Genomic DNA, 26,433 nt, shown 5'->3' on the forward strand with positions numbered 1-26,433 from the left:
TCACGGGCAAGGGCGTCAGAAGTACCGGGTGAACGGGTCGGGCCCGACCGCGAACATGCCGCTGAACGGCGTGTTCAGCTGGTAGATCAGCAGCACCGTGAAAGTGATGAGCGCGGACAGGCCCATCACCATCACCACATGCGTGAAGCTGCGCGTCACCCCGAACATGAACATGAAGGCCACCGTGAGGAAGCCGCCCACGATCAGGCCGAACCAGATCACCGGCGACAGCCGCTCGCCGGCGTCCGCCTCCCGGCCGCGGCGCGCCTCGTCCAGGACGCTCAGCTGCGCCAGCGTCTCCTGCACGGTGGCCTGTTGGGACGGGGTCGCGTCGGCGGACGTCTGGACCGTGGCCCGGATCCCGTCCAGCATCCGCCAGCCCGCCCGGTCGGGACCGCCCCGGCCGGCCATCCCCGGCCACTCCGTGTCCGTGACGTGCCGGACGTACGCCTCGACGTCGGCCCGCAGCCCGTCGGCCTGCGCGGCGGGCAGCCCGGCGGCCAGCAGCCGGACCTGGTGCGCGGCGCCCGCCTCGGCCGCGACATGGTCCTCCGCGCCGGAGTGGGTGTCCCACACGGAGACCAGGGCGAGGCCGAGGACGAGCGCGTAGAGCACGCCGACCATCATCGAGATGTACTCGGCGACGTCCTCGCGGGGCTCGTCGTCCGGGCCCATCGGCCAGTAGCGGTGCTTGAGCAGGACGACCGCGGCGGCGAGCAGCGCGACACCGAGGACGACGGCGAGGATTTCGATCATCAGGGTTCCCGGTCGGGTGGGGGCGGGCGGTGTCGTCGGTGTTTTCAGTGTTTACGGGAGCCGAGCAGGACCGCCGCGAGGGCCGCCGGCAGCAGCACGAGGAACAGTGCGGTCATCAGCCCCAGACCGGTCGGCGTGTGATCCGCCCGCACGAAGCGGCGCAGCAACGTCACCCGGGGCCGCGACTCCGGCTCGGCAGGCGGCCGGCTGCGTGGTGGTCGCTGCGCGGCGCCCGGGGGAGCGATGTCGGGAGGAGCGATGCCCGGCGGAGGCGGTACGGCGGGTGCCAACAACGCGGCGGCGGGCGGTACCGGAACCGGCGCGGCTCCGGGCGGTACGCCCACCGCGCCCGGCGGCAGATCCAGCGCCTCGGGCGGCACGTCCGGCACCCCGGGCGGCAGGGCGAACGCCCCGGGCGGCGGCACAGCCGCCTGTTCGGCGCGGCCGGGCGGAGGCGGGGGCACCGCCGCCGAGGACGACCGGGACGGCGGGGGAGTGCTGCTGCCCCGCCCGCCGGGCAGCGTGAAGCGCGCCGTCGCCCGGGCTGTGAGCGGCGGGGGAGCCACCTGCCCGCCGCGCGGGCCGAGCGTACGCAGCCGGTCGGTGCCCCGGGCCAGACCCCGGCCCGTGTACGTACCGGGCGCCCGCCGCACCTCGCGCCCGCACACGGCCGTCGCCCCGGGCGCGATCCGGGCCATGACCGGGCAGCCGGTCCGGCCGGGGGCGAGCCCCGGATCGGTGACCCGGACCCCGAGGACGGGCCGGTTGCCGGTGTTGGTCACGGCGTAGCGGACCAGCGCCCGCCCCGGACCCGTCACCGCCGCCGTCTGTACGAGGGCCAGCGCACCGCCCACCCCCGCGTACCCCGAGCGTGCGCTCGCCCGCACGGCGGCCCGCAGATACGGCAGCCGCCCCGCGGCCACCGCATCGCCGACCCAGGTGCCGGGGCGGGCCGGGACCGTCGCCGTGCAGCGCACCGAGCGCAGGCCGGTCAGTCGCGGCACCCGGTCGCCGCCGCCCGGGCAGCGGATCCGGGCGCCCGGCAGCGCGGGGTCCTCGACCCGGATCGCGTAGAGGTCGGCGCCGCCGCGGTTGGTCAGCCGGTACGTCTTCACGACCGGCCCGCCGGTCCGGATCCCGGGGCGCAGCGCGCCGAGCCCCGGGCGGGTGTTGACGCTGACGGTCAGCGCGAGACCGCGGGCGCCGGTGCCGTCGGCGGCCGTCGGCGCCGCCGCGGGCCAGCAGACCAGGCCGACCAGCAGGACGACCAGGATGCCGCGCACCCGCCGCGCCGGCGCGGGGGCGGCGCGGACTCGGCCTGCTCGTCCGATGATCACCCCGGAGATGCTGGTCGCGGCCCGCGGCACCCACCGTCCTGGCACGCGCACACGGTGCGCGATTCACCCGACCGGCCGCCGTGGCCCTGCCGGACGGCGCCGCCCCGGGTCTACTGCTGAAGGCGGCGGGGCGCCCCAGAACACACCCAGACCCATACCGACATGCACAAGAACGAGGTGGCCGCGATGGCAGCCCCGACAGCGCCCCCGGCGCACCGAAAGACCGAGCCGACCGGCCGGACCGAGCAGCCCGAGCAGACCGATCCCGAACTCCTGATCGCGGCCTCCGTGCTGCTCGCCGACGCGGCGCTCGCCACGCGCAGGACCGGCGCGGAGCTGACCGCGGCCTGGGCCAGCTGGCGGGTGGGCCTCCAGGCGCTGCGCCGCCCCGGCTGGGCCACCGGTACCGCCCTCGCGGCGGCCCGCGCGCTGTCCAACCCGGCCGGGCTCGGCATCGCCGTCAACGGCGGCCTGGTCGGCGAGACCTTCCGGTCGATGGGCGCGATGGCCCGGCGCCGGCCGGCCTGCGTCGCGATGGCGGTCGACGCGTTCGCGCTGCGGATCGAGGCCGCCGCCCGCGCCCACCCCAATCTGGCCGGACCGCTCGCCCGACGGCTCACCGACGCCGTCGTCGCGGGCCGCAGGCTCGAAGCGGTGCGCGCCGCCCGGGAGCTGACCGATCTGCACGGCGTCACCCGCACCCTCACCACCGTCAGCCCCGTGATCATGGAGCTGCTCGCGCTGAACGGGCTCCTCGACGAGAACCCCACCAACGACAGCTTCGCCTGGGTCACCCTGGCCGGCGGCGTCCCCACCACCGACCCGATCTTCGGGCTGCCCGCCGGACTCGTCCGGCACCTCAACCCGGGCCGCGGCCGCGCCGAGCGCGTCGATCCCGACCCGCTGCTCACCAAGGTCCTGACCCGCTCGGCCAACGACATCGTCCGCTACATCGACGACATCTCGGCCCTCGGCAACCACGGCCTCGCCCTGCTGCGCCGCGTCGCCTGCGCGGACGGCACCGAACGGCACGTGGTGCTGCTGCCGGGCACCAGCTTCGGCCGGGTCAGCAACAGCACCCCGCAGGACCTCGTCGGCGCGTTCGACGGGATCCTGCGCACCGACACCACCTACACCCGCTCCGTCAAGCAGATGCTGCTGCGCGCAGGCGTGCCCGACGGCGCCGAGCTGATGGTCGTCGGGCACAGCCTCGGCGGCATCACCGCCGTCAACCTCGCCTGCGACCTGGACTTCGTGTCGACGTACCGGCTCACCCACGTGATCACCGTCGGCTCGCCCATCGACAACAAACGCCCCGCGGACCCCACGACCCGGGTGGTCAGCCTCGTCAACGAACACGACGTCATCCCCGGCCTCGACGGGCGCGGACCCGCCTCCGCCAACGACATCCCCGACAGCTGGATCGAGCTGGCGTGGACCGACGAGACGTACGACTACCCGCTCTCGCACGCCCCGCAGGCCTACGCCGACACCCTCAGCGACTCCCAGCAGGCCCACCGCGCACGGGTCAACGAACTCATCACCGCCTACGACGGCGAGATCGCCGCCAACCAGCCCTATCTGCTGCGCGACAAGTGAACCTCCTCCAGCGTGAGTTGACCGGACCGTACGGAGAACGACCATGACTGCCAGCGGCACGACCACCACCACCCGGCCCGCCACGGCCTGGCCCCTGGAGAACGCCCTCGTCAGCGCCGCCCTCGCGGCCCGGCGCGTCGGCTGGATCGACGCCCCGGCGCGCGCCCTGGGTCTCCGGCCGTTCACCCGGCAGGAGCTGACCCGGCAGATCCTCGGACAGGTGCGGCGCACCGCGTCCGGGCGGCCGACCCTGCTGCGCACCGCGTTCGGCACCTTCCTGATGCCGCTGGACCGCGACGACGCGACGGGCCTGGTCGCCGCTGCCGAGGAGGCGGGCGCCCGCGGCGCGGTCACCGTCCTCACCGACCGGGACGGCCGCCTGCACCTGACACCGCACGCCCAACTCCCGGTCGCCGCATCCTCGTTGAACGGCAGGGTGCGCAAGGCCGCCGACGCCGAGGCGCACCGGCTGCTCGCCGCACGGCAGGGCGACGCCACCCTCGACCGCGACGACTGGCGCACCGCCGCCCGCCGCCTCGCCCGCCGGATCGTGCTGGGCGACGCGGCCGCCGACGACACCCTCGTCAGCGACATCCTCGACGCCACCGCCCGCGCCGCCGACGACACCGAACTCGCCGCCCGCGCAGCCGCGTTGAGCCGCCGCCTCGCCCCGTACCTGGAGGACGTCCCGGCCGGCGAGGACGTCGTCGTGCACGCCCTGGAGACCGTCACCCGCGCCCTCACCGACACCGCGGCGCAGGCTCTCGCCCTGGTGACGTGCGGCCGGGACGTGCGGGACGCCGTGACCGAGGCGCTGCTCCGGTACCCGCCGCTCGCGGCCACCGTGGACCGCGTCGACGCGCCCTTCGTGTGGGACGGCCTGGCCGTCGACGCCGGGACCGAGATCCTCTGCGCCACCGCCTGGCTGCGGGAGCTCGACGGCTCCGACGACGACGGCGACGAAGCCGACTACGACGACGAGCCGGAGGACGACGCCGACGACCTCGGGGACGACGCCGCCGAGGCCGAGGACCCCGAGGACTCCGACGACCTGATCGACGACGGCGACCTCGACGACTTCGGCAGCTTCAGCGGCTCACGCGGCGTCACCGAGGAGCCGGCCGCGGCCCTGTGCGCCGCGCCCGTCCCCTGCGCCGCCGCCGACCTCGGCGTCCTCGCCGCCACGGCGCTCGTCCGTGCCCTGACCCGGGACGCCGTGCCCGCCGTCCTCGCCCCGCGCCTCGACCCCGGCGCACCGCCCGCCGAACTGCCCGCGGACACGCTTCGCCTCGCCCTCGTGAACACCGGCGCCGACGCCCACGTACCGGCCGACTCGAAGCTGACGCAGACACCGCCGGCCGGGCAGAGCCCCGCCCACTACGCCGCGCTCGCCGCCGCCTCCGCGCGCCGCCTGGAGGGGCATGCCCGCAAGCTCGCCGAGTTCGCCCGGCAGCCCGGCTTCAACCACGACGCCTTCGGCGAGCGCTGCCGGATGACCCTGCTCAACCACGCCGAACGGTGCGCCCGCGCGGCCGCCGACGCCCGCCGCGCGGCCGACTGGCTCGGCAACTGACCCTCGCCGCACGGCACATGGCTCACCAGAACGGGGTCGTGCGGCGGCCCCGGTCCCGGTCGACCATGCCCTGCACCGTGAACCAGACCTCGTCGCACAGCCGCCGCGTCGCCGCCGACCGCGCGGCGAACGAGTCGGCGCGCGCCGGGGCCGGGATCGGCTCGCCGATGCTGATGAGCCACTTCGACGGCAGCGGCAGCGGCGTGGTGACCGGGAAGAACGGCAGGTCGAACCGGCGGGCCAGCGCCCCGATCTCCCCGAGCTTCGGATACGCCTCCTCGGCGCCCACGATCGACACCGGCACCACCGGAGCCCCCGTCAGCACGGCCGCGCTCGCGAACCCGGGGCCGAACGGCCGCAGCCGGTAGCGCTGCGAGAACCGCTTGCCGACCCCGCTGAACCCCTCCGGGAACAGCGCGACGAGCTCACCCGCCGCCAGCTGGTCGCGGCCCAGCGTCGGATCGTCGGTGATCATCCCGTGGTGACGGGCGTACGCGGCGAGCACCGGAAGTCGCAGGATCAGCTCGGACGCGTACACCCGCACCGGCCGCCGCACCTGGCGTTGCAGCACTTTGTGCAGGACGAAACCGTCGAGGCCCCAGGCGCCCGAGTGGTTGGCCGCGAGGAGGGCGGGGCCGGCCGCCGGGAGATTCTCCAGACCGGCCACCTCGACCCGGAAGTAGTCGTCGGCGAGCCAGCCGAGCAGGGATTCGGCCAGGTCGGTCGGGTCCTGGGCGAGCGGTCCGGAGTTCCGTTGAGTCACGGAATCCCACTTTCTGCTGAAAATGGGCGGACGCAAGGCTAAAGATGCCGTTGGGGTGGTTCCTTCCAGTATGACCATCTCCTCTGCCGCGTCCCCGACGCCCACCACCGACCTGATCACCGGACTGCTCGTCGACAAGTTCGAGGTCGATCCGGCCGCCGTGCGGGACGACGCCCTGATGACCGAGCTGCTCGTCGATTCGCTGATGGTCGTCGAGATGGCGATCTCCCTGAAGGACGACCTGGGCGTCACCGTCACCGAGGACGAACTGCGCGAGCTCGGGTTCGCCGAGTTCACGGCCCGCGTCGACGCTCGGCGGGCCCTATGACGGGCATCGTCGTGACCGGCCTCGGCCTGGTCACCCCGGCCGGCCGGGACGCCGACACCACCTGGGCCGCCGTCCGCGCGGGGCGGGCCTGCGCCGCCCCCGACCCGAGCCTGCGCGAGCTGCCCGTCTCGCTGAGCTGCCGGGTCGAGGGCGCGGACGAACTGCCCCTGCGGCAGCGCGGTGTCGCGCACCTGGACCCGAGCGTGCGGATGGGGCTCGCCGCGGTGACCGAGGCGCTCGACCGGGCCAAGCTCGATCCGGCGGAGTGGGACGGCACGCGCGTCGCGGTCGTCGCCGGTGCGGGCACCGGCGGCATGCACACGCAGGCGCGCGCGTCCGCCCGGCTCGCCGCCGACGGGCCCGGCTCCGTCTCCCCGTACTTCCTCACCGGCTTCCTGCCCAACATGGTGTGCGCGACCGTCGCCCTGCACCTGGGCGCCACCGGGCCCGCCTTCGCCGTCGCCACCGCCTGCGCGTCCGGCGGCACCGCCATCGGCGCCGCCCGCGACCTGCTCGCCTCCGGGCAGTGCGACATCGCCGTGGTCTGCGCCGCCGAGGCCTCCGTGACCCCGCTCGTCGTCACCGGCTTCGCCCAGCTCGGGGCGCTGTCCGACACGGCGTCCCGGCCCTTCGACCGGGCCCGCGACGGCTTCGTCATCGCCGACGGCGCGGGCGCGCTCGTCCTGGAACGCGCCGAGCACGCGGCCGCCCGCTCGGCGCCCCGGCTCGCGCACCTCGCCGGATACGGCGCCAGCAGCGACGCCCACCACCTGGTGGCCCCGCACCCCGAGGGCCGGCACGCCGAGCGGGCGCTGCGCGCCGCCCTCGCGGACGCGGGCCTCACCCCGGCCGACGTCGACCACGTCAACGCGCACGGCACCTCGACCCCGCGCGGCGACGCCATGGAGGCCGCCCTGCTCGCCCGCGTCCTCCCGCACCGCCCGCCGGTCACCTCCGCCAAGGGGGCGCTCGGCCACTCGCTCGGGGCGGCCGGCACGATCGAGGCGGCCCTGACGGTGCTCGCGCTGCGCGACGACGTCGTCCCGCCGATCGCGGGCCTCACCGACCCCGACCCGGCCTTCGACCTCGACACCGTCGCGGACACCGCCCGCCCGCTCACCTCGTCCGTGGCCGTCAGCACGTCCTTCGGGTTCGGCGGGCACAACGCGGTGGTGGTGTTGGCGCGGGACTGAGCGGGTGTCAGGACCGGCTCGCCGTGCCGCACCCCTTGTCCGCGTCCGCGCGCAGCTGCTCGGTGAGCGATCCGCTCCGGTCGTACGGGTCCACGGTGGCACCGTCGTGCGGCTGCCCGGTCGTGTCGGCGTCGTCGGCGAAGCCCGGTTCGTAGTAGCCGCTGGTGGTGTCGCAGCCGGCGTTGCTGTTGGACGACTCGAACGAGATCATGCCGAAGGTGCCCGGCTCGGTCACCACCGTCGCGGGGTTGTCCCAGGCGACCACCACCGAGCGCCGCACGATGACGCGCGTCACCTCGGTGCTGCCCTCCTCCGCGCGGACCACCGGGTAGACGAAGGTGACGTCGGTGCTCACCTTCAGCGCGCCGCGCTCGCCCTCCTCGTACGTCATCCGGCCGCGGGTCTTGACCACGTCGCCGACCAGCCGCGTCCCGTGCGGGTCGAAGCGGCTGAACAGCAGCGTCGGATCGTACTTCTCGGTGGGCTTGTCGAACGCCGTCCGCAGGAACCGCCGCATGTCCTGCTGGTGCGGATTGATGAACGCGATCGCTTCCTCCGGCCGCTCCCCGGCCAGCACACCCGCGTCGAGGCTGGAGCGTTCCAGGAAGTCACGTGTCTTCCCCAGCGCCTGGCGCACCTGCGCCCGGCTCATCCAGCCGGTCGCCCTCGCCTCCGGCACCGTGATCCCGTCCACGCCGTCCGCCCAGCGTGCGGCGGGCGATCCCCGGAACGGCTCGTCCAGGGTGGGCTGCTGGGCGTCCTGGGTCGGCGGCGGTGCGTCCGGCCGTCCCGACTCCGCGGCCAGGGGCGTGGTGTCCGTGCCGTCGCCGCCGTCGAACAGATCGGTCACCAGGCTCGGCCGCAGTGCCACGAGCAGCAGCGCGAACGCGGCCAGCCAACCGATCACGTACTTGTACTGTCTCTTCTTCCGCGGCGGCCGGTGCTCCCGCCATCCCGTGGGCGGCGCGGGCTCCTCCCGAAGGCGCCGCGTCACCATCCGGGCCCGTGCCGACGGTTCCTTGGGCGCCTCGCGCACCCCTTCCTCCGACTCGCGGACGAACCGCTCCCACTCCTCGTCCGAGACGGACGAACCACTCTGATCCCCACCCGAGTTCATGCTGTGTGCTCCTGGCCGATTCAGTACGGAGCCGTCCTCTCCCCAGGACGGCTCCGATCATTGTCGGCGCATAATTGCACAGGCCACTGACAGTTCAGTCGCGCCGGGCGCGCACGTCTCCGTTCACGGTGGAGAGGGTCAACGTGCGGTCGGCGGAGGCGCCTTCGGCGGGTACGGAGACGTAGGGACGTCCGTTGTCCGTCGTGGCGGTGGTCCGGTAGGCCGGGGCGTCGTGCGGCAGGACGGCGGACGCCGTGCCGTTGACCGTGGTGGCGGACAGGTGCCGGGGCGCGTCGGCGCAGCCGAGGACGACATCGCCGTTCACCGTCTCGGCGGCCAGGGACCGGGCGCGTACGCCGCTCGCGCGGACGGAGCCGTTGCGGGTGGTGAGCCGCACGGCCGCGCCGTCGGCGCCCGAATCGGCCACGGTCACATCGCCGTTGACCGTCGTCAGGTCCAGGGCGCCGGGGACGCCCGCCGCGTCGATGCCCGCGTTGCGGGCGACGACGGTGACCGCCGTCTCGTCCGGTACGGAGACCCGCGGCATCCGGGGGCACTGTCCCTTGCAGGTCAGATCGAGGACCCAGGTGTGGTCGCGGTGGGACCAGTGGTGGTCGACGCCGTCGTCGACCGTGACCCGGTCGCCGTCGGTGGGGCGAAGCCGCAGCCCGTTCTCCGTGGTGATCACGAGCCGGGCGCCCGACGACGCGGGCTCCAGGTCTGCCGGCGCCGTGCGGGAGTCGCCGCCGCACCCCACGAGCACGGAGGCCAGCGCGAGTCCGGCGGCGCAGGACGCCACCGCGGTCACTGCTCTCATGGGCGCCGAGTGCCCCGACCGCAGACCGTCATGCGTGCCCGGCCCGCACCCGGGAACGCGGTCCTCATGGCTGTACTGAGGAAATACGCACGTCCGATGCTCGCCTCCGTCTTCATCACCGGAGGGCTCTCCACCGTCCGCGCCCCCGGACGCGTGGCCCCCGCCGCCGAACCGGTCGCCCGGCCCGTGGCGTCCCGCGTGCCGCGCCTGCCCGACGACCCGGAGCAGCTCGTCCGGCTGAACGGCGCGGTGCACATCGGCGCCGGACTGCTGCTCGCCACCGGCATCGCGCCGCGCTTCGCCGCGCTCGCCCTCGCGGGTTCGCTCGTCCCGACGACGCTGGCCGGGCACGCCTGGTGGAAGGAGGACGACCCCGAGCGGCGGAGCCAGCAGCGCACCCACTTCGTGAAGAACGTCTCCCTGATCGGCGGGCTGCTGATCGCGGCGGCCGACACCCACGGCAAGCCGTCGCTGGCCTACCGTGCGCGCGGCGCCGCGACCTCCGGCCGCAAGCAGGCGGCGAAGGCCCGGCGCGAGACCACCCACACCGTGCGGGACGCGGCCGACGCCGTGCGCGCCCTGCCCGACCGCGCCCGGCAGACCGTCACCGGCTGAGCAGCCGCTCCGGCACGAAGCCCTCGTCCGCGAGCCGCCGCCACAGCGCGTCCGGGACCGGGAAGCGGGCCGCCTCCGCGTTCGCCGTCACCTCGGCCGCCGAACGGCAGCCGACGACGACGGAGCCGACGGCCGGATGCAGATACGGGAACTGGATCGCGGCCGCGGGCAGCGGCACGCCGAACTCCGCGCACAGGGCCCGGCACCGCCGGGCCCTGTCCAGCGCCTCGGCCGGCACGGGACGGTAGTTGAACATGGCGTCGGGCGTCGGGTCGGCCAGCAGTCCGGTGTTGAAGACGCCGCCGACCACCACCGCCGTGCCCGTCCGGGCGCACAGCGGCAGCAGCGTGTCCAGCGCCTCGTGGTCGAGGAGCGAGAACCGGCCCGCGATGAGCACGACGTCGACCTCGAACTCGTCCACGTAGGCGGCGAGTTGCCTGCTGTGGTTCATGCCGAAGCCGATCGCCCGGATCAGCCCCTCGTCGCGCAGCCTGCGCACCGCCGGGTACGCGGTGCGGCGGATCTCCTCCGGGAAGGCGTCGGGGTCGTGCAGGTAGAGGATGTCGACGCTGTCGCGGCCCAGGCGGGTCAGGCTCGACTCCAGGGACTCCCGGATGCCGCGCTCCGTCCAGTCCGTGACCACCTCGCCGGGTGAGCCGTCCGGCTTCGGGCGCAGCAGCCAGCCGGTCTTCGTGGAGATCACCGGGGCGCTGACCCCGGCGGGACCGAGGAGGCGGCCGAGCCGCTGTTCGGCCTGGCCGTGACCGTAGCGGGGCGCGGTGTCGAAGTAGGTGATCCCGGCCTCGGCCGCGGCCCTGAGGGTGGCCTCGGCGGCGTCCTCGGAGACCTCCTCGAAGAGGCCGCCGAGGGGCGCGGTGCCGAGTCCGAGGCGGGGCAGTGCGAACGGCAGTCGGTGACTCACGCGGTCCCCCAGGGGGAGGAGATCGCCGCGCGGTGCGCGCGCAGCGTCATGGTCAGGGTCAGCCGCAGCCGGGTGTGTCCGGGCAGGGCGACCCGGACGTACGGACCGTCGGCCGGCTGCTCGGGCCCGTCGTCGGCGCGGACGGCGGTGATCCGGTGCTCGGCGAACGAACCCGCCTGCACGAGGAGCGAGCGCGCCGCGCCGCCGAGGTTCACCAGCTCCACCACCGTGTGCTCCGGTCGGATGTCGGAGACGAGCGCCGCGACGTCCTGCGGAAGGCCGGGGCGCCGGGCCTCGATGTCGTGGTAGCGGACGTGCAGTTGGGCGAGTCCGCCGTTGTAGAGGACCTGCGGGGAGCCGGTGGTCAGCTGCAACAGGGCCTCGGTGACGACCGGGTTGAGGTGCTGCCAGTGGTGGATGTCCAGGATGTCCGGGCCGACTGCCGGATCCGTGGTGTCGCCCTCGATGGCGGCGACCCGCTCCGCGCAGCTCGCGAGCGCGCTCGTGAGCATCCGCTCGGGGAAGTCGGGGTTGCGCCCTTGCAGATACTCGTACCAGGGCTCCTCGTGCCCGGCCTCGTCCTTGATGCGCTGGGTGTGCACGGCCGTCCAGTCCCACGCGGCCCCGGCGCGCAGCTCCTCGATGCGGTCCTGGTCGGCCTGCTCGCGGCTGAAGTGCCACAGCGACAGCGGCAGTTGGCCCGGCATGACGGTGAAGTCGAACCAGCCCGAGTCGTTGTGCCGCTGCGGCACCATCAGGGTCCGCTCGGCGTCCATCGTCCGCAGGTGCGGCTCCCACCGCTCGCCGAGGGTGCCCATCTGGTCCGCGCCGCGTCGCTCCGCGTGGCGCAGTACCACGTCCAGCGGGTTGCGGGCCAGGTCCAGATAGCCGCGGTCGCCGGTCAGCAGCGTCGCGTTGGCCGCGCCGACGATGGCCGAACTGCCCACGGGGGACAGGCCGTGCGGCCACGACCAGCCGTAGTGGCCGCCGTACCAGCGGCCGTCCAGGTAGGCGCCCACCTCGCCGTCGAGACCCGCGTTGTCGGGCAGGACGTCGCGTCCCGCGAGCCGCTCCTGCCAGACCCCGACGTACTCGGCGACCCAGTCCGCGTAGGACTGCTCGCCGCTGAGCAGGTACGCGTTGGTGGCGAGGCCGGTCGCGCCCAGGTTCGCCAGGGTGTCGCCGCGGCCCATCCGGTCCCACATCGCCCGGCCGTAGGCGCGGGCCAGCTCCGGGGAACCGGCCAGCTGCTCGAAGGACGTGACGCCGTCGAACCCGTCCAGCGGCAGTCCGTACGGGTGCAGCGCCAGGCTCCACGGGAAGTACGGTTCCTCGTCGCTGAACCCGAACCTCGGGCCCGTCGCGCCGTTGTGCGGGGCGCGCAGGACCCGGTGCTCGGGGTCGTAGTTCGGGCCGCCGGGAAGGTAGAAGTCGGCGAACCGGCAGGCCAGTTCGCGCAGGTGGGGGTCGTCCGGGTCCGCGAGGCACAGGCCGTAGAAGAGCAGCAGGCCCTCGCCCTGGTGGAACCAGTCGTAGCCGCGCTCCAGGCCGTCCACCAGCATGCCCATCTCGGTGAGCTGTGCGCTCACCCCCTGCCAGTGGCGGCGCGCCGCCGTCAGCAGTTCGGCGCTGCCGCCGAGCACGTACAGCGTCGGCCAGTTGAAGAACGGCTCGTAGAAGTCGTCCGCGCCGTCGCGGCCGTCCATGCCCCCGCCGAGCCGGTCCCGGAAGACGAGGCGTCCGTCCCCCTCGGTGTAGCGGTCGGCGAACAGCCGCCACGCCTTCTCCTGGCCGGCGAACAACTCCCGTTCCAGCAGCGCCCATCGGGGAATGTCGGTGAGGGCCCTGCGGGCGCTCAGCAAGGGCCCGTGCGCCTCGCCGCCTGCCCGTGTGCCGCCGGTCGGCTCAGACCTGAGCATGGAGAACACCCGCTCCTTCGTCGCATGCGGATTGCCGTATTGAACAATCGCCCATCGATAGCCGATGGTTAGAGTCACCGGCGGGGAGCCGACGTGTCAATACTCGGGAGCGGACCGTGATCGACTGCCATGCCCATCTGTGGGACCCGGACCGGGGGTTCGGCTGGATCCGGCCGGGGAGCCCGCACCACCGGGCCTACGACGAGGCCGACTTGGCGCACTCCGGTGACGGCGTCGGCGAGCTGAGCGGCACGGTCCTCGTCGAGGCCTCGCGCGGCGACACGGGCGAGACCGCTGCCCTGCGCGAGCTGCGCCTGCGCCGCCCCGACCTGGTCGCGGGCTATGTGGGCAACCTCCACGTGCACGGCGAGGACGGCCCCGAACGCTTCGAAGAGCTCCTGCGGGACGGGGGCGACACCCGGCCCAACGGCATGCGGCTCGGGGGTGCTTCGCTGCCGGACACCCCCGCGTCGGCCCGCGCGCTCGTCCCCGCCCTGGACGCGGCGGGCCTGGTCCTCGAACTGAACCTGCACCACGGAGCCCTGGCGTCCGCCGCCGACCTCGCGGACCGGCACCCCGGGCTCACCCTCGTCGTGGACCACCTGGGCAACGCGCCGAACCTGGCCACCGGCGACCCCGAGAACACGGCGCAGTGGCACCGCGACCTCGACAGAGCGGCCGCCGCGCCGAACGTCCTGGTGAAGATCTCGGGCCTGCTGACCCAGCAGCACGGCGTCGCCCCCGCACGCGTCGCCGGCCTGGTCCGGCACGTGGTCGACGTGCTGGGCCCCGACCGCTGCCTCGTCGGCTCCGACTGGCCGATCTGCCTGCCGCGCGGCACCCGGGCCGACTCACTGGCCCTTTCCCGCACCGGACTTGACCGCCTGACCCCGGAGCAGCGCGAGCGCGTGCTGCACGGCAACGCCGTCCGCGCGTACCGGCTGCGCTGTTGACAGTGCTCGAACGCCCCTGATTCGATTCCCTCGATGATCGATAGGCGATGAAAGACCTGCGATCCGGCCCCGACCTCCGCGGAGATGCCCCATGGCCCAGTTCGACCTGCCCCTGGACGAGTTGGAGAGATACCGCCCCGATCTGCCCGAGCCGGCCGACCTCGACGCGTTCTGGCGGCGGACCCTCGCCGAGCAGGAGCCGTTCGGCATCGACGCGACGTTCACCCCGGTGCACAACGGCCTGGCGACGATCGACACCTTCGACGTGACCTTCGCCGGATACGGCGGGCACCCCGTGCGCGGCTGGTTCCATCTTCCGGTCACCCGCACCGGACCGCTCCCGGTCGTCGTCGAGTACCTGGGCTACGGCAGCGGCCGCGGCGCCCCGCACGAGAAGCGGCTGTGGGCCGACGCCGGGTACGCGCACTTCGTCATGGACACCCGGGGGCAGGGCGCCGACACCCCCGACCCCGACCCGGCCACCGGCGACATCGCCGCTGCCGGCTTCCTCACCCGGGGCGTCCTCGACCCGGAGCGCTACTTCTACCGGCGGCTGTACACGGACGCCGTGCGCGCCGTCGCCGCCGCGCGCTGGCACCCGGCCGTCGACCCGGCCCGCACCGTGGTCACCGGCACCAGCCAGGGCGGCGGCATCGCGCTCGCCGCGGCCGGGCTCGTCCCCGACCTGGTGGCCTGTCTGCCGGACGTGCCGTTCCTGTGCCACTTCCCGCGGGCCACCACGATCACCGACGCGATCCCCTACGTCGAGGTCACCAAGTTCGTGAAGCTGCACCGCGCGCACGCCGCGACGGTCGCCCGCACCCTGTCCTACTTCGACGGCGCCACGCTGGCCCGCCGGGCGAACGCGCCGACGCTTTTCTCGGTCGGCCTCATGGACCACATATGCCCGCCCTCCACCGTGTACGCGGCGTTCAACCACTACGGTGCCGAGCGGGGCGTGGACCAGGCCGACAAGCGGATCGAGGTGTACCCCTTCAACGACCACGAGGGCGGCGGCCCCGACCACGAGGTCGTCAAGCTGGCCTGGCTGGCCAAGCGGCTGGAAAGCTCGATGTGACTCCATCGATAGACGATGGGCGCGTACGATGGTCCGCATACCCGCACAGCTCCCTGTGGACCAACTGACGTGCCCCAGCGAAGAATTGGGAATTCATGGCATCTAACGCGTCGGGTGGCTTCGTCTCCACGCTGGCCACCAACAAGGACCGGTTCCGCAAGACCCTGATCTCGGACCAGGTGTACGAACTGCTCCGCCAGGCGGTCGTGGACGGTGACCTCGGACCGGGCGACCGGGTGGTGGAGTCGGAGATCGCCCGCCGGCTCGGCGTGAGCCAGGCCCCGGTGCGCGAGGCGGTGAAGCGGCTCGCGCGTGAGGGGCTGCTCATGCACGTCCCGCGACGCGGCCATTTCGTCGTGGAGATCTCCTCGCAGGACGCCGAGTACGCGCGTCAGGTGCGCGAGCCGCTGGAGCGCCTCGCCGCGCAGCTCGCCGCCGAGCACATCACCGCGGAGCAGCTCGCCGCGCTGGACGCGCTGGTGGAGCGGATGCACGAGGCGGTCGCCGCGAGCGACGTCAGCGCCTTCCGCACGGCCGACATCGAGTTCCACACCGTGGTGAGCCAGTGCGCGGGCAATCCGTTCCTGGAGCGCATGTGGGAGGTCATCGAGCCGAGCCTGCGCACGCTGCGGGCCATCTCCGACCCGCTCTTCGACGGCGACTGGCAGGCCATGGCCCATGAACACGGGCGCCTGGTCGACCTGTTGCGGGACGGGGAGGCCGACAAGGCGGCCGCGGCGTTCGCCGACCACGCCGCGGGCCGCGGACCGGTGCCGGACGCCCGGGAGATCAAGAAGCCCCGCAAGAAGGCCGTCGCCAAACGCAAGTGAGCGAGGCCGAAGAGAGGAGGGGCCCGAGCCGGACATCCGGCTCGGGCCCTTCCTCGTACGCCCGTGGATTCAGGTCAACGGCGGGCGCCCGCGGTCCACTTGGGCGCACCGTACTGATACGCGCCCAGGCTCGGCGCCGGATCCGTGGACCCGTCGTTGACGCCCGGCACGGCGAGCCCCACATTGCGCGCGGGGGAGTCGGCCGCCAACTGGTAGTCGTGCCCCGCGGCGTCCACGAAGCGCGGGTCGACCGTCTCCAGCATGTTGTGATCGGCGACGAGCCCACCGGCCGATGCGCCGTCCAGGCCCTTGATCGGACCGATGTTGTTGGCGATGTGTGTGCCCGTGGACTGGCCGGCCTCCTTGACGTAGAAGAGCGTCATCCCGCCGGTGTTGTTGTACACGCCGTTGTCGTGCGAGCCGGTGCCCAGACCGTTCAGCATCACCGTGCCCTCGCGGTTGCCCCAGCCCACGTTGTCGGCGATGACGAGGTCGCTCTGCCCGTTGTCGGCGTACACCCCGGAGATGCCGAACGTCGTGGACGTCGTGGTCGGCGCCGGGTCGTGCAGCACGTTGTGGTCGATGGACGAGCCCATCATGTACGCGCTGCAACAGGTGTAGATCGCGGCGACGTCCAGGCTGAGCCGGGCGTACCCGGAGATGTCGTTGTACGCGATCGTGTCCTTGCCCGGGTCGAGGCCGTCCACGGTGTTCCACTGCAGGTTGATGCCGCTGCGGCCGACCGTCGAGATGGTGTTGTGGGTGACCGTCTGGCTGTTGCCCTGCACGGCGATGCCGGCCGCGTAGGTGCCCATGTAGTCGACGTCGTGGATGACGTTGTCGGTGGCCGTGTTGTTCTGGCCGCGCAGCGCCACCCCGTTCCCGGCGCTCAGCGACAGATCGCTGTTCACGATTCTGTTGTACGTGCCGTCGAGGATGATGCCGGTGTCACCGACGCCCCGCGTCACCGTCGAGCCGCAGTCCGTCGCGCCGCGCGTGATGTCGGTGTAGTGCGACAGGTACGTGCCGGTGATGCCGTCGAGCGTGACGCCCGTGCTGGAGGCACCCGTCTGGATCGTCGTGGCGAAGAGTTTGACGCCCTTGACGGTGGTGTGGCTCGCGCCCGTCAGGTCGAAGCCCAGGGTGCGCCGCTTGACCTGCACCGTGTGGTTGTCGGGGTCGTCGTCCCCGTACACGTACAGGCGCTTGGCCGTCGGGTCGTAGAACCACTCGCCGGGGTGGGCGAGTTCGCCGATCTTCCCCGACAGCGCGTACCGCGTCTCCTTGGGGACGACCTTGTGGACGCACGGCGGCGCCACGTCGAGCGTCACCGAGCCGACCGCCGAGCTCTTCACCGTGCCGGTGGCCGAGATGTACCAGTAGCCGGTGAGGGCACGCGCGCCGTCCCAGTACCCCGCCGGGCGGGTCAGGTCCGCGTCGGAGATCGTGGCGTCCGCGCTGCCCTCACCGGCGTACTGGAGCGAGGGGTCGAGCAAGTCCGTTCCCGGATAGGGCCATTGGGCCTCGACGTCCATCTTCTTGTCGGTGAACACCTGCACCGTGGAGACGTCGGAGCCGAGGTCGACGGCGGTGCTGTAGACGTGCCCGGCCGCCACGGCGTCGCTGAACTGCGAGTCGGCCGCGTACGGGTCCTTCTGGGCGATCGCGGTGACGTCGGCGGCGGTGACCGGGTCGAAGCCGGTGACCTTCGACGCGCCGTTCACCGTCACGTCCGCGCCCGACGCCGCCTTGTAGGTGATCGGCAGGGCGGCGGTGCCGGAGCGGGCCGGGACGACCGTCTCCTCGTAGTTGCCGGACACGATCTCGCAGGTGTCGCCCGGCACCATCACGTCCGCGCACTTCTGGATGTGGCGGAACGGGTTCGTGGCGTTCGTGCCCGGGTTGGTGTCGGCGCCGTACGGACCGACGTAATAGGTCGTGGCCGCCTGGGACGTGTGCGGCCGGGTCTTGTTCGGATGGGCCGCCGCCGGATGGCCGGCCGCGACCACTGTCAGTGCGGTGAGCAGGGCGGCCGCGGACAGATGTCTCCAACTCCTGGACACTCCGTGATCCTTTCTTCTGGTGTCGACCGAGCGGTCAGCCCTTCACGGCACCGACCGTGAGACCGCTGATGATGTGGCGCTGCATGTAGATGAAGAAGATGACGACGGGCGCGATGGCCAGCAGCAGGTTCGGGAACACCTTCGTCAGGTCCGTCGAGTACTGGCTGATGCCGGCGTAGATCGCCGTCGTCACCGTGTAGTGCCCGGAGGACGGGCTGAGCAGGATCTGCGGCGAGATGAAGTCGTTCCAGATCCCTATGGAGTTGAGGATCAGCACGGTGACCACCGCGGGACGCATCAGCGGGAAGATGATGGTCCAGAAGGTGCGGTAGCGGCCCGCGCCGTCGATCGTCGCCGCGTGGTCGATGTCCACCGGGATCGTGCGGATGAACCCGACGAACAGGAAGATGCTCACCGGCAGCGTGGACGCCACGTCGTGCGCGACCAGACCCGTCACCGTGTTCGCGAGCCCGATCTCCCGCAGCACGTAGATCACCGGGATGATCACCGCCGCGCCGGGGATGAACGTGCCCGCGAGGAAGTACAGCAGCACCAGCTGCGTGCGCTTCTTGAGGCTGCGGGCGATCGCGTACGCGGCCGGTCCCGCCAGCAGGATGCAGAACACGTCCACCAGCACGACGAGGAACAGCGTGAAGCCGTAGCCGCCGATCACATTGAACTGCGGGCTGCTGATCGCCGCGCCCATGTGCTCGAAGGTGAGGCCGCCGAGCGGGATCGAGAACGGGTTGTCGAGGATCTCCTGCTGCGACTTGAACGCGTTGACGACCAGCAGATAGATCGGCACGACCATCACGACGAACAGCACCCCGAGCAGAGCCCAGCGCAGCGGCGACCGGGTCTCCTCGTGCTCGGCGCCCCCGCCGCCGCAGTCGTCCGTGCGGGCCGGCCGGATCCTGGGCCGCTTGCGGGCCGCCGCCTCGGGTTCTGCCTCTAGTACCACCACCACCGGCTCCTCACCGACCTGTCGCTGCCTGGTCCTGGCGGTTGCGCAGCGCCGTCACGAAGAGGGCGAGCACGGCGGACACCACCATCAGGAACACGGCCTGTGCGGTCGCGTAACCGACCTTGGTGCCCTCGAAGGACCGGGCGAGAATGAGATACGTGAACGTCTGCGTCGATCCCGCGGGACCGCCGCCGGTGAGGCTGACGACGATGTCGTAGGCCCGGATCAGCCCCACCAGATTGAGCACCGTCGCCACCGTCACCACGGGCGCGATCATGGGGATCACGACCCGCGTGTTGATCTGCCGCTTGCCGGCGCCGTCGATGGCGGCGGCCTCCAGCAACTCGGCCGGGACGGTCTGCAAGGCCGCCACGAACAGCACCACGTTGAACCCGAAGCCCGCCCACACGATCACCCCGATCAGGGAGATCACCGCGAAGTTCTCGTCGAAGAGGAAACCGACCGGCTCGATGCCGAACTTGGCGAGCGTGTTGTTGATCGCCCCGTTCGTCCCGAGGATCGCCGCCCACAGATAGCCGAGGATCAGCGCGCTGATCACGTGCGGGAAGTAGGCGACGGCCCGGAAGAAGGAGTTGGAGCGCGAGCGTGCCTTGAGCGCGAGCGCGTACACCAGACCCAGGCCCACCATCAGCACGGTGCCGACCACGGAGATCAGCCCGGTCACGTACCAGGCGTCCGACGAACTCGGGTCGTCGAACAGGTGCTTGTAGTTGTCGAGCCCGATGAACGCGGCGGTCGAGAAGCCGTCCCAGTCGGTGAGGCTGAGATACACCGCCACACCGACCGGTACGACCGTCATCACCGTGTAGAGCAGGACCGCCGGGCCCATCATCCCGAAGGAGAGCGCCGACTCGCGCAGCCGGGCCCGGCGGCGGACGCGCCGCTGTGTGTCGGTCAGCCCTGCGAGTTCCACCACTTGTCCAATCCGTCGGCTACGGCCTTCGGGGACGCGCCCGTGTACAGGGACTGGATCTGCTTGTTCAGCTCGTCGCTGTACCCGGCGATCGGCGTGTTGGCCCCCGACTTCACGATCACCGAAGGCGTCTTGTCGAGGATCTTCTGCACGGAGGTGCCGAGGCTCGACATGGGGTACGAGAAGCCCGAGCGCAGATTGCCGTCCGAGGCGAGCTGGCTCTTGATGGCCTTCGGGTTCGTCGTCGCCCACTTCACGAAGTCGATGGCCTCGGCCTTGTGCGGCGACTTGTTCACCACGACGTACGGGTTGGAGATGTTGCCGAACTGGCCGGACGGGTACGCCCCGTCGGTCGGCATGGAGAACACCCCGATGTTGTCGCTCTTCTTCGCGGCGTCGGCGGCGGGCACGAAGTACGAACCCATGATGTACATCGCCGACTTGCCGTTCAGGAACGCCGTCTGGCCGTCCGCGTAGGTCACACCGAGGGCGCTCTTCTCCAGGTAGCCCTTGTCGATCCAGCCCTTGTACCGCTTCAGGTAGTCGACGTAGCCGCTGTCCGCGAAGGAGACCTTGCCGGCGGTGCGCTGGGCCGTCCACTTGGGGTTGTCGGTGAGGACACCCGCGTCGGCCATCATCGAGAACTGCGAGCCGGTCACCCACTGGCCGGCGGTCTGGAGCGGCTTGTAGCCCGCGCTCTTCAACTCGCCCATGGCCGCGGTGAAGTCGTCCATGGTGCGGATCTTCGAGGCGTCCAGTCCGGCCTTCTCGAAGGCGGCCTTGTCGTAGAAGACGAGCGACTGTATCTGCTCGCCCACCCCGACCACATAGCGCTTGCCGCCCACGGCGTACTGGTCGGCGAGCGGCGTCTTCGCCGTCCAGGACTCCTCGCTCAGGTCGGCGAAGAGCGAGGCGGTGTCGGCGGTCGGCACGATCTGCTGCGCGACGTCCGGCGCGTCGCCCGCCGCGAGGTCCTGCCGCAGCTTCGCGTCGGCCGAGATGGTGCCGGTCAGTTCGAGCTTGACCGTCACCCCGGGATGGGCCTTCTCGTACCCGGCGAAGAGGTCGTTCCAGTACTTCTCCGTCAGGTTCGGCGTGATGTTCACGATGACGCGGAGGGTCGTACCCCCCGCGGCCTGGTCGGATCCGCCGCCACAGGCGACGGCCGACGCCATCACCAGGGGAGCCACGGCGAGTCCGCAGGCACGGCGCCACATTGTTCTCATCGGGACACGCTCCGTTGCGTAGTCGTGAATAATCGATAGCTGGTGTTCAGTCGCAGGCTTCCCGGTGGAGCAGCGATGGGAGGTGGCCCGAAGGTGGGGAAGACGGGGACGGTGCCCGCGCCTCAGCGACTATCGTCTATCGATTGCTGATGCTATGGCTGGCACTTCGGTAGTTCAAGGGTGCTGCAGCAACCAACCACCGTACGCAGAGCCCGCCTTGGGTCCCGGAGGTGCGCGCGATGAGCGTGAGACGGGTCAGAACGTCTCCCCAACTCCTGGTCAGCAGCGGATCGTCGAGCTTTCTGGGCTCGACGACGGCGTCGGCCGCGTCGGGATCCCACCGCATCTCCAGGCCGCGACCGCCGTCCGGGCAGGTGACCGTGGCCCAGCCGTCCCCGTGCTCGACGTGCCCCGCCAGGACGTGGTGCAGCGCGCCCCTGGGCGGCCCGCCCCGCCAGCGGTCCTCGACGCTCACATACGAGGCCGGGGCGCCGGACGACGCCCGTGTCAGGCGTGCCGTGCGGTCCCAGCGCTCGACCGTGCCCGGCGGGTACGCGGCGCTCAGCTCGGCGGTCAACCCGGAGTGGTCAGCGCCGAGTTCGACGCCGACCTCGCGCGCCCCGTACGCGGCCCCGGGAAGCTGTCCTGCGCCGCCCGGCTCCGGCACGTTGTGCCAGCCGCTGGTGAACGGCCAGGCCGCGTAGCGGTCCGGGCCGAAGGTCTGCGCCGTGTACGTGGGCCGGCCGACGTCGACGACCAGGGGCCGTCCGTCCACGGCCAGCCAGTACGAGCCGACGTCCAGGTGGTTGTGGTGCTCGCCGTTGTGGCCCGCCTTCACGGCGAGCGTGAGCCCGTCGGTGCTCCCGGCCGCCTCCCGCGCCACCAGGATCTGCAGCCTCGGCAGCCAGGTCTCGCGGGACGGCCAGGACGGCTCCGGTACGGGCCCGGTGACCGCCCGGCACCAGTCCCGGTCGGCCAGCGCGGTCAGCGCCCGGCCGAGACCGGCCCGCGGGGGAGCGGCGCACTCCTGCTGCCGCGCCCCCGCCAGCGCGTGTGCCACGGTGTCCGGCTGCCCGAGCCGGCCGCCCCAGCGGAACGGCACCTGCCAGGGCTGCCGGGTGTCCAGCCGGGCGGGCGCGTCGCCCACGTTCACGTACCGGTCGGCGCCGAGGTGCATCCGCCGCGGGTACTTCAACAGCTCAGCGAGCAGCGGGAGTTCGCGGGCGTCGAGTGCCGGTCCGCCGACGTCGGCGAGCAGATCGAGGATCTCCAGGAGCCGGCACGCGCCCGCCCACCAGTAGGAGATGCCCTCGTCGATCCCGCCGTCGTCGGGCAGCGCGCGGACATAGTGGTCGAGACCCTCGACGACCAGGGAGACGAGCCGGGTGCGGCGCTCCTCGTCGGCGGGGGCATCAGGCGCGGCCGGTTCGTCGGGGTCGTCGCACAGCAGCAGTGCGGCGGCCAGGACGGCGCCATGGATCCACGGGTTCCAGTTGTTGGCGCCGCCGTCCGCGCCGATCCAGGCCCAGTCCCCACGGCGCTCGAACGGGCCGAGCAGCCGCGCTTCCACCTCCCGCCGCAGCCGCCGCCGCAGCCCCGGCGCGCGCCGGTCGAGATGCGGGCCGAGCGCGTGGTCCGCCCAGGCGAACAGCGCGGCGACCTCGGCGGCACCCAGGTCGGGATACGGGTCGTCGGGATCCGGCACCACCTCGCCGCGCGCCGCCGCGAACCGGTCGTGCGGCGCCCAGCACCAGGTGCTCGTCTCGGCGAACGCCACGAGCCCGTCGACGGCCGCGTCCAGGTACGGGCAGGCGTCGGGCGCCGGATCGGCCGCGTCCGCCGACTCGCCGGTCAGGACGGCGGCCAGGCAGAGCAGGGAGACCCGCTCCTGAAGACGCCAGGCCGCGTCCTCGTACGCGCCCCGGTTGCCGTCGCGCAGCGCGCGGGCCCACGCCCCGGCCGTCAGCCGGGGCGCCGGGCGCCCCAACTCGTCCGCCGCGTCGGCCAGTACGCGCTCGCGCAGCGCCTTCGGCACGGCGTCCCACACCTCGCGGCGGGTCACGTCGGGCACGGTGAGCCGCGCGGCGGGATCGGCGAGCGCCCGCTCCGGCAGGGGGAGCAGACGCTCGCTCAACGGGCCCGGCACCTGTTCACGCATCGTCTTCGACGTCCAGCTCCAGCTCGATCACCGGCAGCGGCACGTCCGGCCGGGCGATCGGCAGCGTCAGCGTGAGGGTGCCCGCCGGCTGGCTGTGCGGGGCGAGGTTGTTGTGCTCGGGCGGCGCCTGGTCGATCTCCTGGAAGCGGACCTCGGAGCCGTCGTGCAGGAACTGCGCGTAGCGCACCCGCCCCGCGAGCCCCGGCAGATGGAGGTGCTTGAGCGGCCAGGCGAGCAGATGCAGATACAGGTACCGGCCGCGCTGCGTGTACAGCGTGCCCGGGGGCGGCGGATACGCGCTCGGGCCGGCGCCGTGCACCGACCGCGCGTTCAGCGCGCTCCACTCGGCGATGGCGCCCAGGGTGTCCCGGGCGCGCGGGTCCAGGGCGCCCCGGCCGGTCGGCCCGACGTTCAGCAGCAGGTTGCCGCCGCACGCCACGGACTCCACCAGCATCCGCACCAGCAGCGCCGGGTCCTTGTAGTCGTGGTTGTCACGGTCGTACCCCCACGAGCCGTTCAGCGTGTGGCAGGCCTCCCACAGCACCCGTTCGCCGTCCCGCTCCAGCGGCCGGTCCGGCTGGTACTGCTCCGGCGTCACATAGTCGCCCGGGACACCGAGCCGGTCGTTGACCAGAATGTCCGGCTGCAACTCGCGCACGACCGACATCAGTTGCCCGGCTCCCCACTCCTCGGGACCCTTCTCCGGGTAGGTGAAGTCGAAGAAGAGCAGGTCGATGTCGCCGTAGTTCGTGAGCAGTTCGCGCAGTTGGCCCTCCATGTACCGGCGATATTCCGCCATGTCGCGCGGCTCCCGCTCGGCGTCCGTACCGCGCAGCGGGTGGTGCTCGTCGACGGTGAAGTCCGGGTGGTGCCAGTCGAGCAGCGAGTAGTAGAGACCGACCCGCAGCCCCTCGGCACGCATCGCGTCCACGAACTCCCGCACCAGGTCACGGTTCGCGGCCCGGACCGAGGTGTAGTCGGTGAGCGCCGAGTCGAACAGACAGAAGCCGTCGTGGTGCTTGGTGGTCAGCACCGCGTACCGCATCCCTGACTCCCGCGCCTTGCGCGCCAGTTCACGGGCGTCGAAGAGATCGGGGTCGAAGCGGTCCAGATAACGGTCGTACGCCTCCTGCGACATGGCCTCCCGGCTGCGCACCCACTCGTGCCGGGCCGCCATGCTGTACAGGCCGAAATGAACGAACAGACCGAACCGCGCCTCCTCGAACCAGGCAGTGCGTGGGGCGAGTTGGGAGGGGTCGGTAAGGGCACCGGGCACGGCTTGCTCCTGACGCATGGGCGGTACGAACAGCATTGACAGCACTAATCGATTGGCTGTTATCTACCATCGATAGGCGATGATGTCACTGGCGTTGCGTGCGACGAGCGCGCGGAGAGGCAAGTGCATGCACCCGACTGGGGATCAGGAAGCGCCGTCGGCCGGCGGGGCCCGGCTCAACGGCAGCGGCGGGACGGGGGAGGGCCGCGTCGGCTACGAGTCGATGCGGGCGCCGGTCCACACCGCGTCCTACGCACGGCCCACCGCGCGGATGGTGGAGGCGCTCAAGGACGTGAGCGCGGCGACGGCCTGCGCGAAGCTGCATCAGATGGGCATCACCCGGACGTTCATCGACGGCCCCGTGCCGCTGCACCGCGAGCCGGACGTCAAGGTCACCGGCGGCGCCGTGACCCTTCAGTTCCTGCCGCAGCGCGAGGACGTCTTCAACGGCGCGGAGCAGGAGGACATCGAGCGCAAGACCCCGCTGTGGGGCGTCCTGGAGTCGGTGCGGCCCGGCGACGTGTTGGTCGTCTCCGCGCACGGCAGCCACTTCACCGGCTGCCTCGGCGACATGCTGGTGCGCTACTTCAAGCTGCGCGGCGGCGCCGGCATCGTCGTCGACGGGCGGGTGCGGGACGCGGCCCGGATCCGGGAGCTCGGCGTCCCCGTCTGGTGCACCGGAGTCACCCCGCACTACGCCTCCCAGACCGAGCTGTTCCCCTCGGCGTTCAACGTGCCGGTGGGCGTGGGCGGTTCACTCGTCACACCCGGTGATCTGATCGTCGCCGACGAGGACGGCGCGGTCGTCGTCCCGCAGGACAAGGCGGTGCCGCTCGCCGAGGACTCCCTGCTGCACCAGGACCGCGAGGCGTTCGCCCGCCTCCGCCTCGACCAGGGAGCACGGCTCTCCGACTACTACCCGCTCAGCGGCGAAAGCCTGACCGAATATCGCGATTACGTGGCGAGCCGCGCCGCCGAATGACCGGCTTTCACACACCCCTCACCCCGGGCACACGTGTTGGTCTCCTGCGCGAGTGGGGTGTCTCACACCTCTGTCACAAGGTGAATGAGCGCTGAACCGTTTGGCTGCCACACTCGTGATCCCCAGTGACACACCTATGCCGTATCTCTGGGGATGTACATGACGCGCAGATGGCCACTTATCACCACGATCGCCGTATTGACCGTCGCCCTGGCGTTCGTCGTGGTCCACCTGGTGCGCGACCAGGACACCGAGAAGGCCGACAAGGCCGCGGACAAGGCGAAACCGGCCGCTTCACATCCTGAAGACAAGACCGAGCAGTTGCAGGGGCTCGGGTGGTGGCCCCTGCATCAGTCCGGCACCGCGAAGGCCGGTCGCGACGCCACCGTCAGCGGCGGCGCGCAGTGGACCGAGGGCCCCAACGGCGGCGCCGTGCGCCTCGACGGCAGCACCGGACAGGCCGACACCAACACCCGCCTGGACACCGCGGGCAAGGACTACTCCGTCGCCGCGCGCGTGCGCGCCACCTCCCAGAACATGAAGGGAATCCACACCGCCCTCTCACAGGACGGTGACCGGACCAGCACGTTCTTCCTGCAGTATTCCGGCCCTGACGGAAATTTCGCCTTCAGTTTCCTCGGTGCCCGCACCGTCGCGGAGACGGCCGAAAAGCCTCAGGCGGATCACTGGTACCAGCTGACCGGCACGTACAGTCAGAAGGACCACCGGATGCGGATCTACGTGGACGGCCGGCTCGCGGGGACCAGAGAGGCCTCCAACGGTGTGAAGCCGACCGGCACCGTGGTGATCGGCCGCGGCAAGTTCAACGGCAAGGCGGCCGACCACTGGAGCGGTGACATCGCGGACGTTCATGTCTTCGACCGTGAACTGACCTCTCGCGAGGTGAGCTCGCTCTCCTCGAACGAACCGGGCTGACCCGCCGGGCGAGTTCACCGCCGCCGCGGGGGGGGGGGGGGGGGCATCCGGCGTACCTAGACACAGGGGGAGTGGTTGTTTTTCCTCCGAGCGG

General features: G+C 72.2%; 23 protein-coding genes. 10 read left to right on the forward strand and 13 right to left on the reverse strand.

Annotation, left to right across the window (positions count from 1 at the left end; all coding sequences use genetic code 11):
* Positions 1-15 precede the first annotated feature (15 nt).
* Positions 16-756 (reverse strand): DUF4239 domain-containing protein, encoded by a 741-nt coding sequence (locus tag ACFVDP_RS23155; protein WP_383492532.1) that lies wholly within the window; start codon positions 754-756, stop codon positions 16-18.
* Positions 757-800: 44 nt separating this feature from the next.
* Positions 801-2,138, reverse strand: a complete 1,338-nt coding sequence (locus ACFVDP_RS23160) for a hypothetical protein (RefSeq protein ID WP_383492535.1) — start codon at positions 2,136-2,138, stop codon at positions 801-803.
* Positions 2,139-2,279: 141 nt separating this feature from the next.
* Here ACFVDP_RS23160 and ACFVDP_RS23165 point away from each other — a divergent pair, with 141 nt between their 5' ends.
* Complete coding sequence (locus ACFVDP_RS23165) at positions 2,280-3,692, forward strand: hypothetical protein (protein WP_383492538.1); 1,413 nt, start codon at positions 2,280-2,282, stop codon at positions 3,690-3,692.
* 43 nt (positions 3,693-3,735) lie between these two features.
* Positions 3,736-5,265, forward strand: a complete 1,530-nt coding sequence (locus ACFVDP_RS23170) for a hypothetical protein (RefSeq protein WP_383492541.1) — start codon at positions 3,736-3,738, stop codon at positions 5,263-5,265.
* 22 nt (positions 5,266-5,287) lie between these two features.
* On the opposite strand, the gene ACFVDP_RS23175 is transcribed toward ACFVDP_RS23170, so the two are convergent.
* Positions 5,288-6,028 (reverse strand): 1-acyl-sn-glycerol-3-phosphate acyltransferase, encoded by a 741-nt coding sequence (locus tag ACFVDP_RS23175; protein WP_383492544.1) that lies wholly within the window; start codon positions 6,026-6,028, stop codon positions 5,288-5,290.
* A 70-nt stretch (positions 6,029-6,098) separates the two neighbouring features.
* Here ACFVDP_RS23175 and ACFVDP_RS23180 point away from each other — a divergent pair, with 70 nt between their 5' ends.
* Both ACFVDP_RS23180 and ACFVDP_RS23185 read left to right on the forward strand, forming a co-directional pair.
* The gene (locus ACFVDP_RS23180; RefSeq protein WP_383492546.1) at positions 6,099-6,356 is read left to right on the forward strand and encodes an acyl carrier protein; all 258 of its coding nucleotides are present in this window, start codon (positions 6,099-6,101) and stop codon (positions 6,354-6,356) included.
* Positions 6,353-7,549, forward strand: a complete 1,197-nt coding sequence (locus ACFVDP_RS23185; protein WP_383492549.1) for a beta-ketoacyl-[acyl-carrier-protein] synthase family protein — start codon at positions 6,353-6,355, stop codon at positions 7,547-7,549. Before ACFVDP_RS23180 ends, ACFVDP_RS23185 begins: the two co-directional genes overlap by 4 nt.
* Before the next feature lie 7 nt (positions 7,550-7,556).
* On the opposite strand, the gene ACFVDP_RS23190 is transcribed toward ACFVDP_RS23185, so the two are convergent.
* Positions 7,557-8,666 carry a hypothetical protein gene (locus tag ACFVDP_RS23190; protein ID WP_383492552.1) on the reverse strand — a complete coding sequence of 370 codons (1,110 nt, stop codon included), beginning with the start codon at positions 8,664-8,666 and terminating at the stop codon, positions 7,557-7,559.
* A gap of 94 nt (positions 8,667-8,760) precedes the next feature.
* Positions 8,761-9,483 (reverse strand): DUF4097 family beta strand repeat-containing protein, encoded by a 723-nt coding sequence (locus ACFVDP_RS23195; protein WP_383492555.1) that lies wholly within the window; start codon positions 9,481-9,483, stop codon positions 8,761-8,763.
* Between the two features lie 66 nt (positions 9,484-9,549).
* Here ACFVDP_RS23195 and ACFVDP_RS23200 point away from each other — a divergent pair, with 66 nt between their 5' ends.
* The gene (locus ACFVDP_RS23200) at positions 9,550-10,098 is read left to right on the forward strand and encodes a DoxX family protein (protein WP_383492558.1); all 549 of its coding nucleotides are present in this window, start codon (positions 9,550-9,552) and stop codon (positions 10,096-10,098) included.
* On the opposite strand, the gene ACFVDP_RS23205 is transcribed toward ACFVDP_RS23200, so the two are convergent.
* The gene (locus ACFVDP_RS23205) at positions 10,088-11,020 is read right to left on the reverse strand and encodes an aldo/keto reductase (protein ID WP_383492561.1); all 933 of its coding nucleotides are present in this window, start codon (positions 11,018-11,020) and stop codon (positions 10,088-10,090) included. The two genes, ACFVDP_RS23200 and ACFVDP_RS23205, sit on opposite strands and share 11 nt — an antisense overlap.
* Positions 11,017-12,939 carry a hypothetical protein gene (locus ACFVDP_RS23210; RefSeq protein ID WP_383492564.1) on the reverse strand — a complete coding sequence of 641 codons (1,923 nt, stop codon included), beginning with the start codon at positions 12,937-12,939 and terminating at the stop codon, positions 11,017-11,019. The genes ACFVDP_RS23205 and ACFVDP_RS23210 overlap by 4 nt, the downstream gene beginning before the upstream one ends.
* Positions 12,940-13,055: 116 nt before the next feature.
* Between ACFVDP_RS23210 and ACFVDP_RS23215 the strand changes: the two genes are divergently transcribed.
* The 3 genes from ACFVDP_RS23215 (at position 13,056) to ACFVDP_RS23225 (ending at position 15,800) form a co-directional block, all read left to right on the forward strand.
* Positions 13,056-13,892 carry an amidohydrolase family protein gene (locus ACFVDP_RS23215; RefSeq protein WP_383492567.1) on the forward strand — a complete coding sequence of 279 codons (837 nt, stop codon included), beginning with the start codon at positions 13,056-13,058 and terminating at the stop codon, positions 13,890-13,892.
* Positions 13,893-13,983: 91 nt separating this feature from the next.
* Positions 13,984-14,970 (forward strand): acetylxylan esterase, encoded by a 987-nt coding sequence (locus tag ACFVDP_RS23220; protein ID WP_383492570.1) that lies wholly within the window; start codon positions 13,984-13,986, stop codon positions 14,968-14,970.
* A gap of 95 nt (positions 14,971-15,065) precedes the next feature.
* Positions 15,066-15,800 carry a GntR family transcriptional regulator gene (locus ACFVDP_RS23225; RefSeq protein ID WP_383492572.1) on the forward strand — a complete coding sequence of 245 codons (735 nt, stop codon included), beginning with the start codon at positions 15,066-15,068 and terminating at the stop codon, positions 15,798-15,800.
* 74 nt (positions 15,801-15,874) lie between these two features.
* On the opposite strand, the gene ACFVDP_RS23230 is transcribed toward ACFVDP_RS23225, so the two are convergent.
* The 6 genes from ACFVDP_RS23230 to ACFVDP_RS23255 all read right to left on the reverse strand — a co-directional run bounded on the left by ACFVDP_RS23230 (position 15,875) and on the right by ACFVDP_RS23255 (position 24,439).
* Entirely contained in the window at positions 15,875-17,863 is a 1,989-nt protein-coding gene (locus ACFVDP_RS23230) for a right-handed parallel beta-helix repeat-containing protein (RefSeq protein WP_383492575.1), read from the reverse strand.
* A gap of 34 nt (positions 17,864-17,897) precedes the next feature.
* Complete coding sequence (locus ACFVDP_RS23235; protein WP_383492578.1) at positions 17,898-18,827, reverse strand: carbohydrate ABC transporter permease; 930 nt, start codon at positions 18,825-18,827, stop codon at positions 17,898-17,900.
* Between the two features lie 10 nt (positions 18,828-18,837).
* Entirely contained in the window at positions 18,838-19,764 is a 927-nt protein-coding gene (locus ACFVDP_RS23240) for a carbohydrate ABC transporter permease (RefSeq protein WP_383492580.1), read from the reverse strand.
* The gene (locus ACFVDP_RS23245) at positions 19,743-20,987 is read right to left on the reverse strand and encodes an ABC transporter substrate-binding protein (RefSeq protein WP_383492583.1); all 1,245 of its coding nucleotides are present in this window, start codon (positions 20,985-20,987) and stop codon (positions 19,743-19,745) included. Before ACFVDP_RS23245 ends, ACFVDP_RS23240 begins: the two co-directional genes overlap by 22 nt.
* Positions 20,988-21,123: 136 nt before the next feature.
* Entirely contained in the window at positions 21,124-23,121 is a 1,998-nt protein-coding gene (locus ACFVDP_RS23250) for a heparinase (protein WP_383492586.1), read from the reverse strand.
* 16 nt (positions 23,122-23,137) lie between these two features.
* Positions 23,138-24,439 (reverse strand): alpha-L-fucosidase, encoded by a 1,302-nt coding sequence (locus tag ACFVDP_RS23255; RefSeq protein ID WP_383492589.1) that lies wholly within the window; start codon positions 24,437-24,439, stop codon positions 23,138-23,140.
* A gap of 109 nt (positions 24,440-24,548) precedes the next feature.
* Between ACFVDP_RS23255 and ACFVDP_RS23260 the strand changes: the two genes are divergently transcribed.
* Positions 24,549-25,403: a ribonuclease activity regulator RraA gene (locus tag ACFVDP_RS23260; RefSeq protein ID WP_383492592.1), complete on the forward strand. Its 855-nt coding sequence runs from the start codon at positions 24,549-24,551 to the stop codon at positions 25,401-25,403.
* A 159-nt stretch (positions 25,404-25,562) separates the two neighbouring features.
* The gene (locus ACFVDP_RS23265) at positions 25,563-26,339 is read left to right on the forward strand and encodes a LamG domain-containing protein (RefSeq protein WP_383492595.1); all 777 of its coding nucleotides are present in this window, start codon (positions 25,563-25,565) and stop codon (positions 26,337-26,339) included.
* Positions 26,340-26,433: the final 94 nt, after the last annotated feature.

The organism is Streptomyces sp. NPDC057694 (assembly GCF_042799415.1).
Lineage (GTDB): Bacteria > Actinomycetota > Actinomycetes > Streptomycetales > Streptomycetaceae > Streptomyces.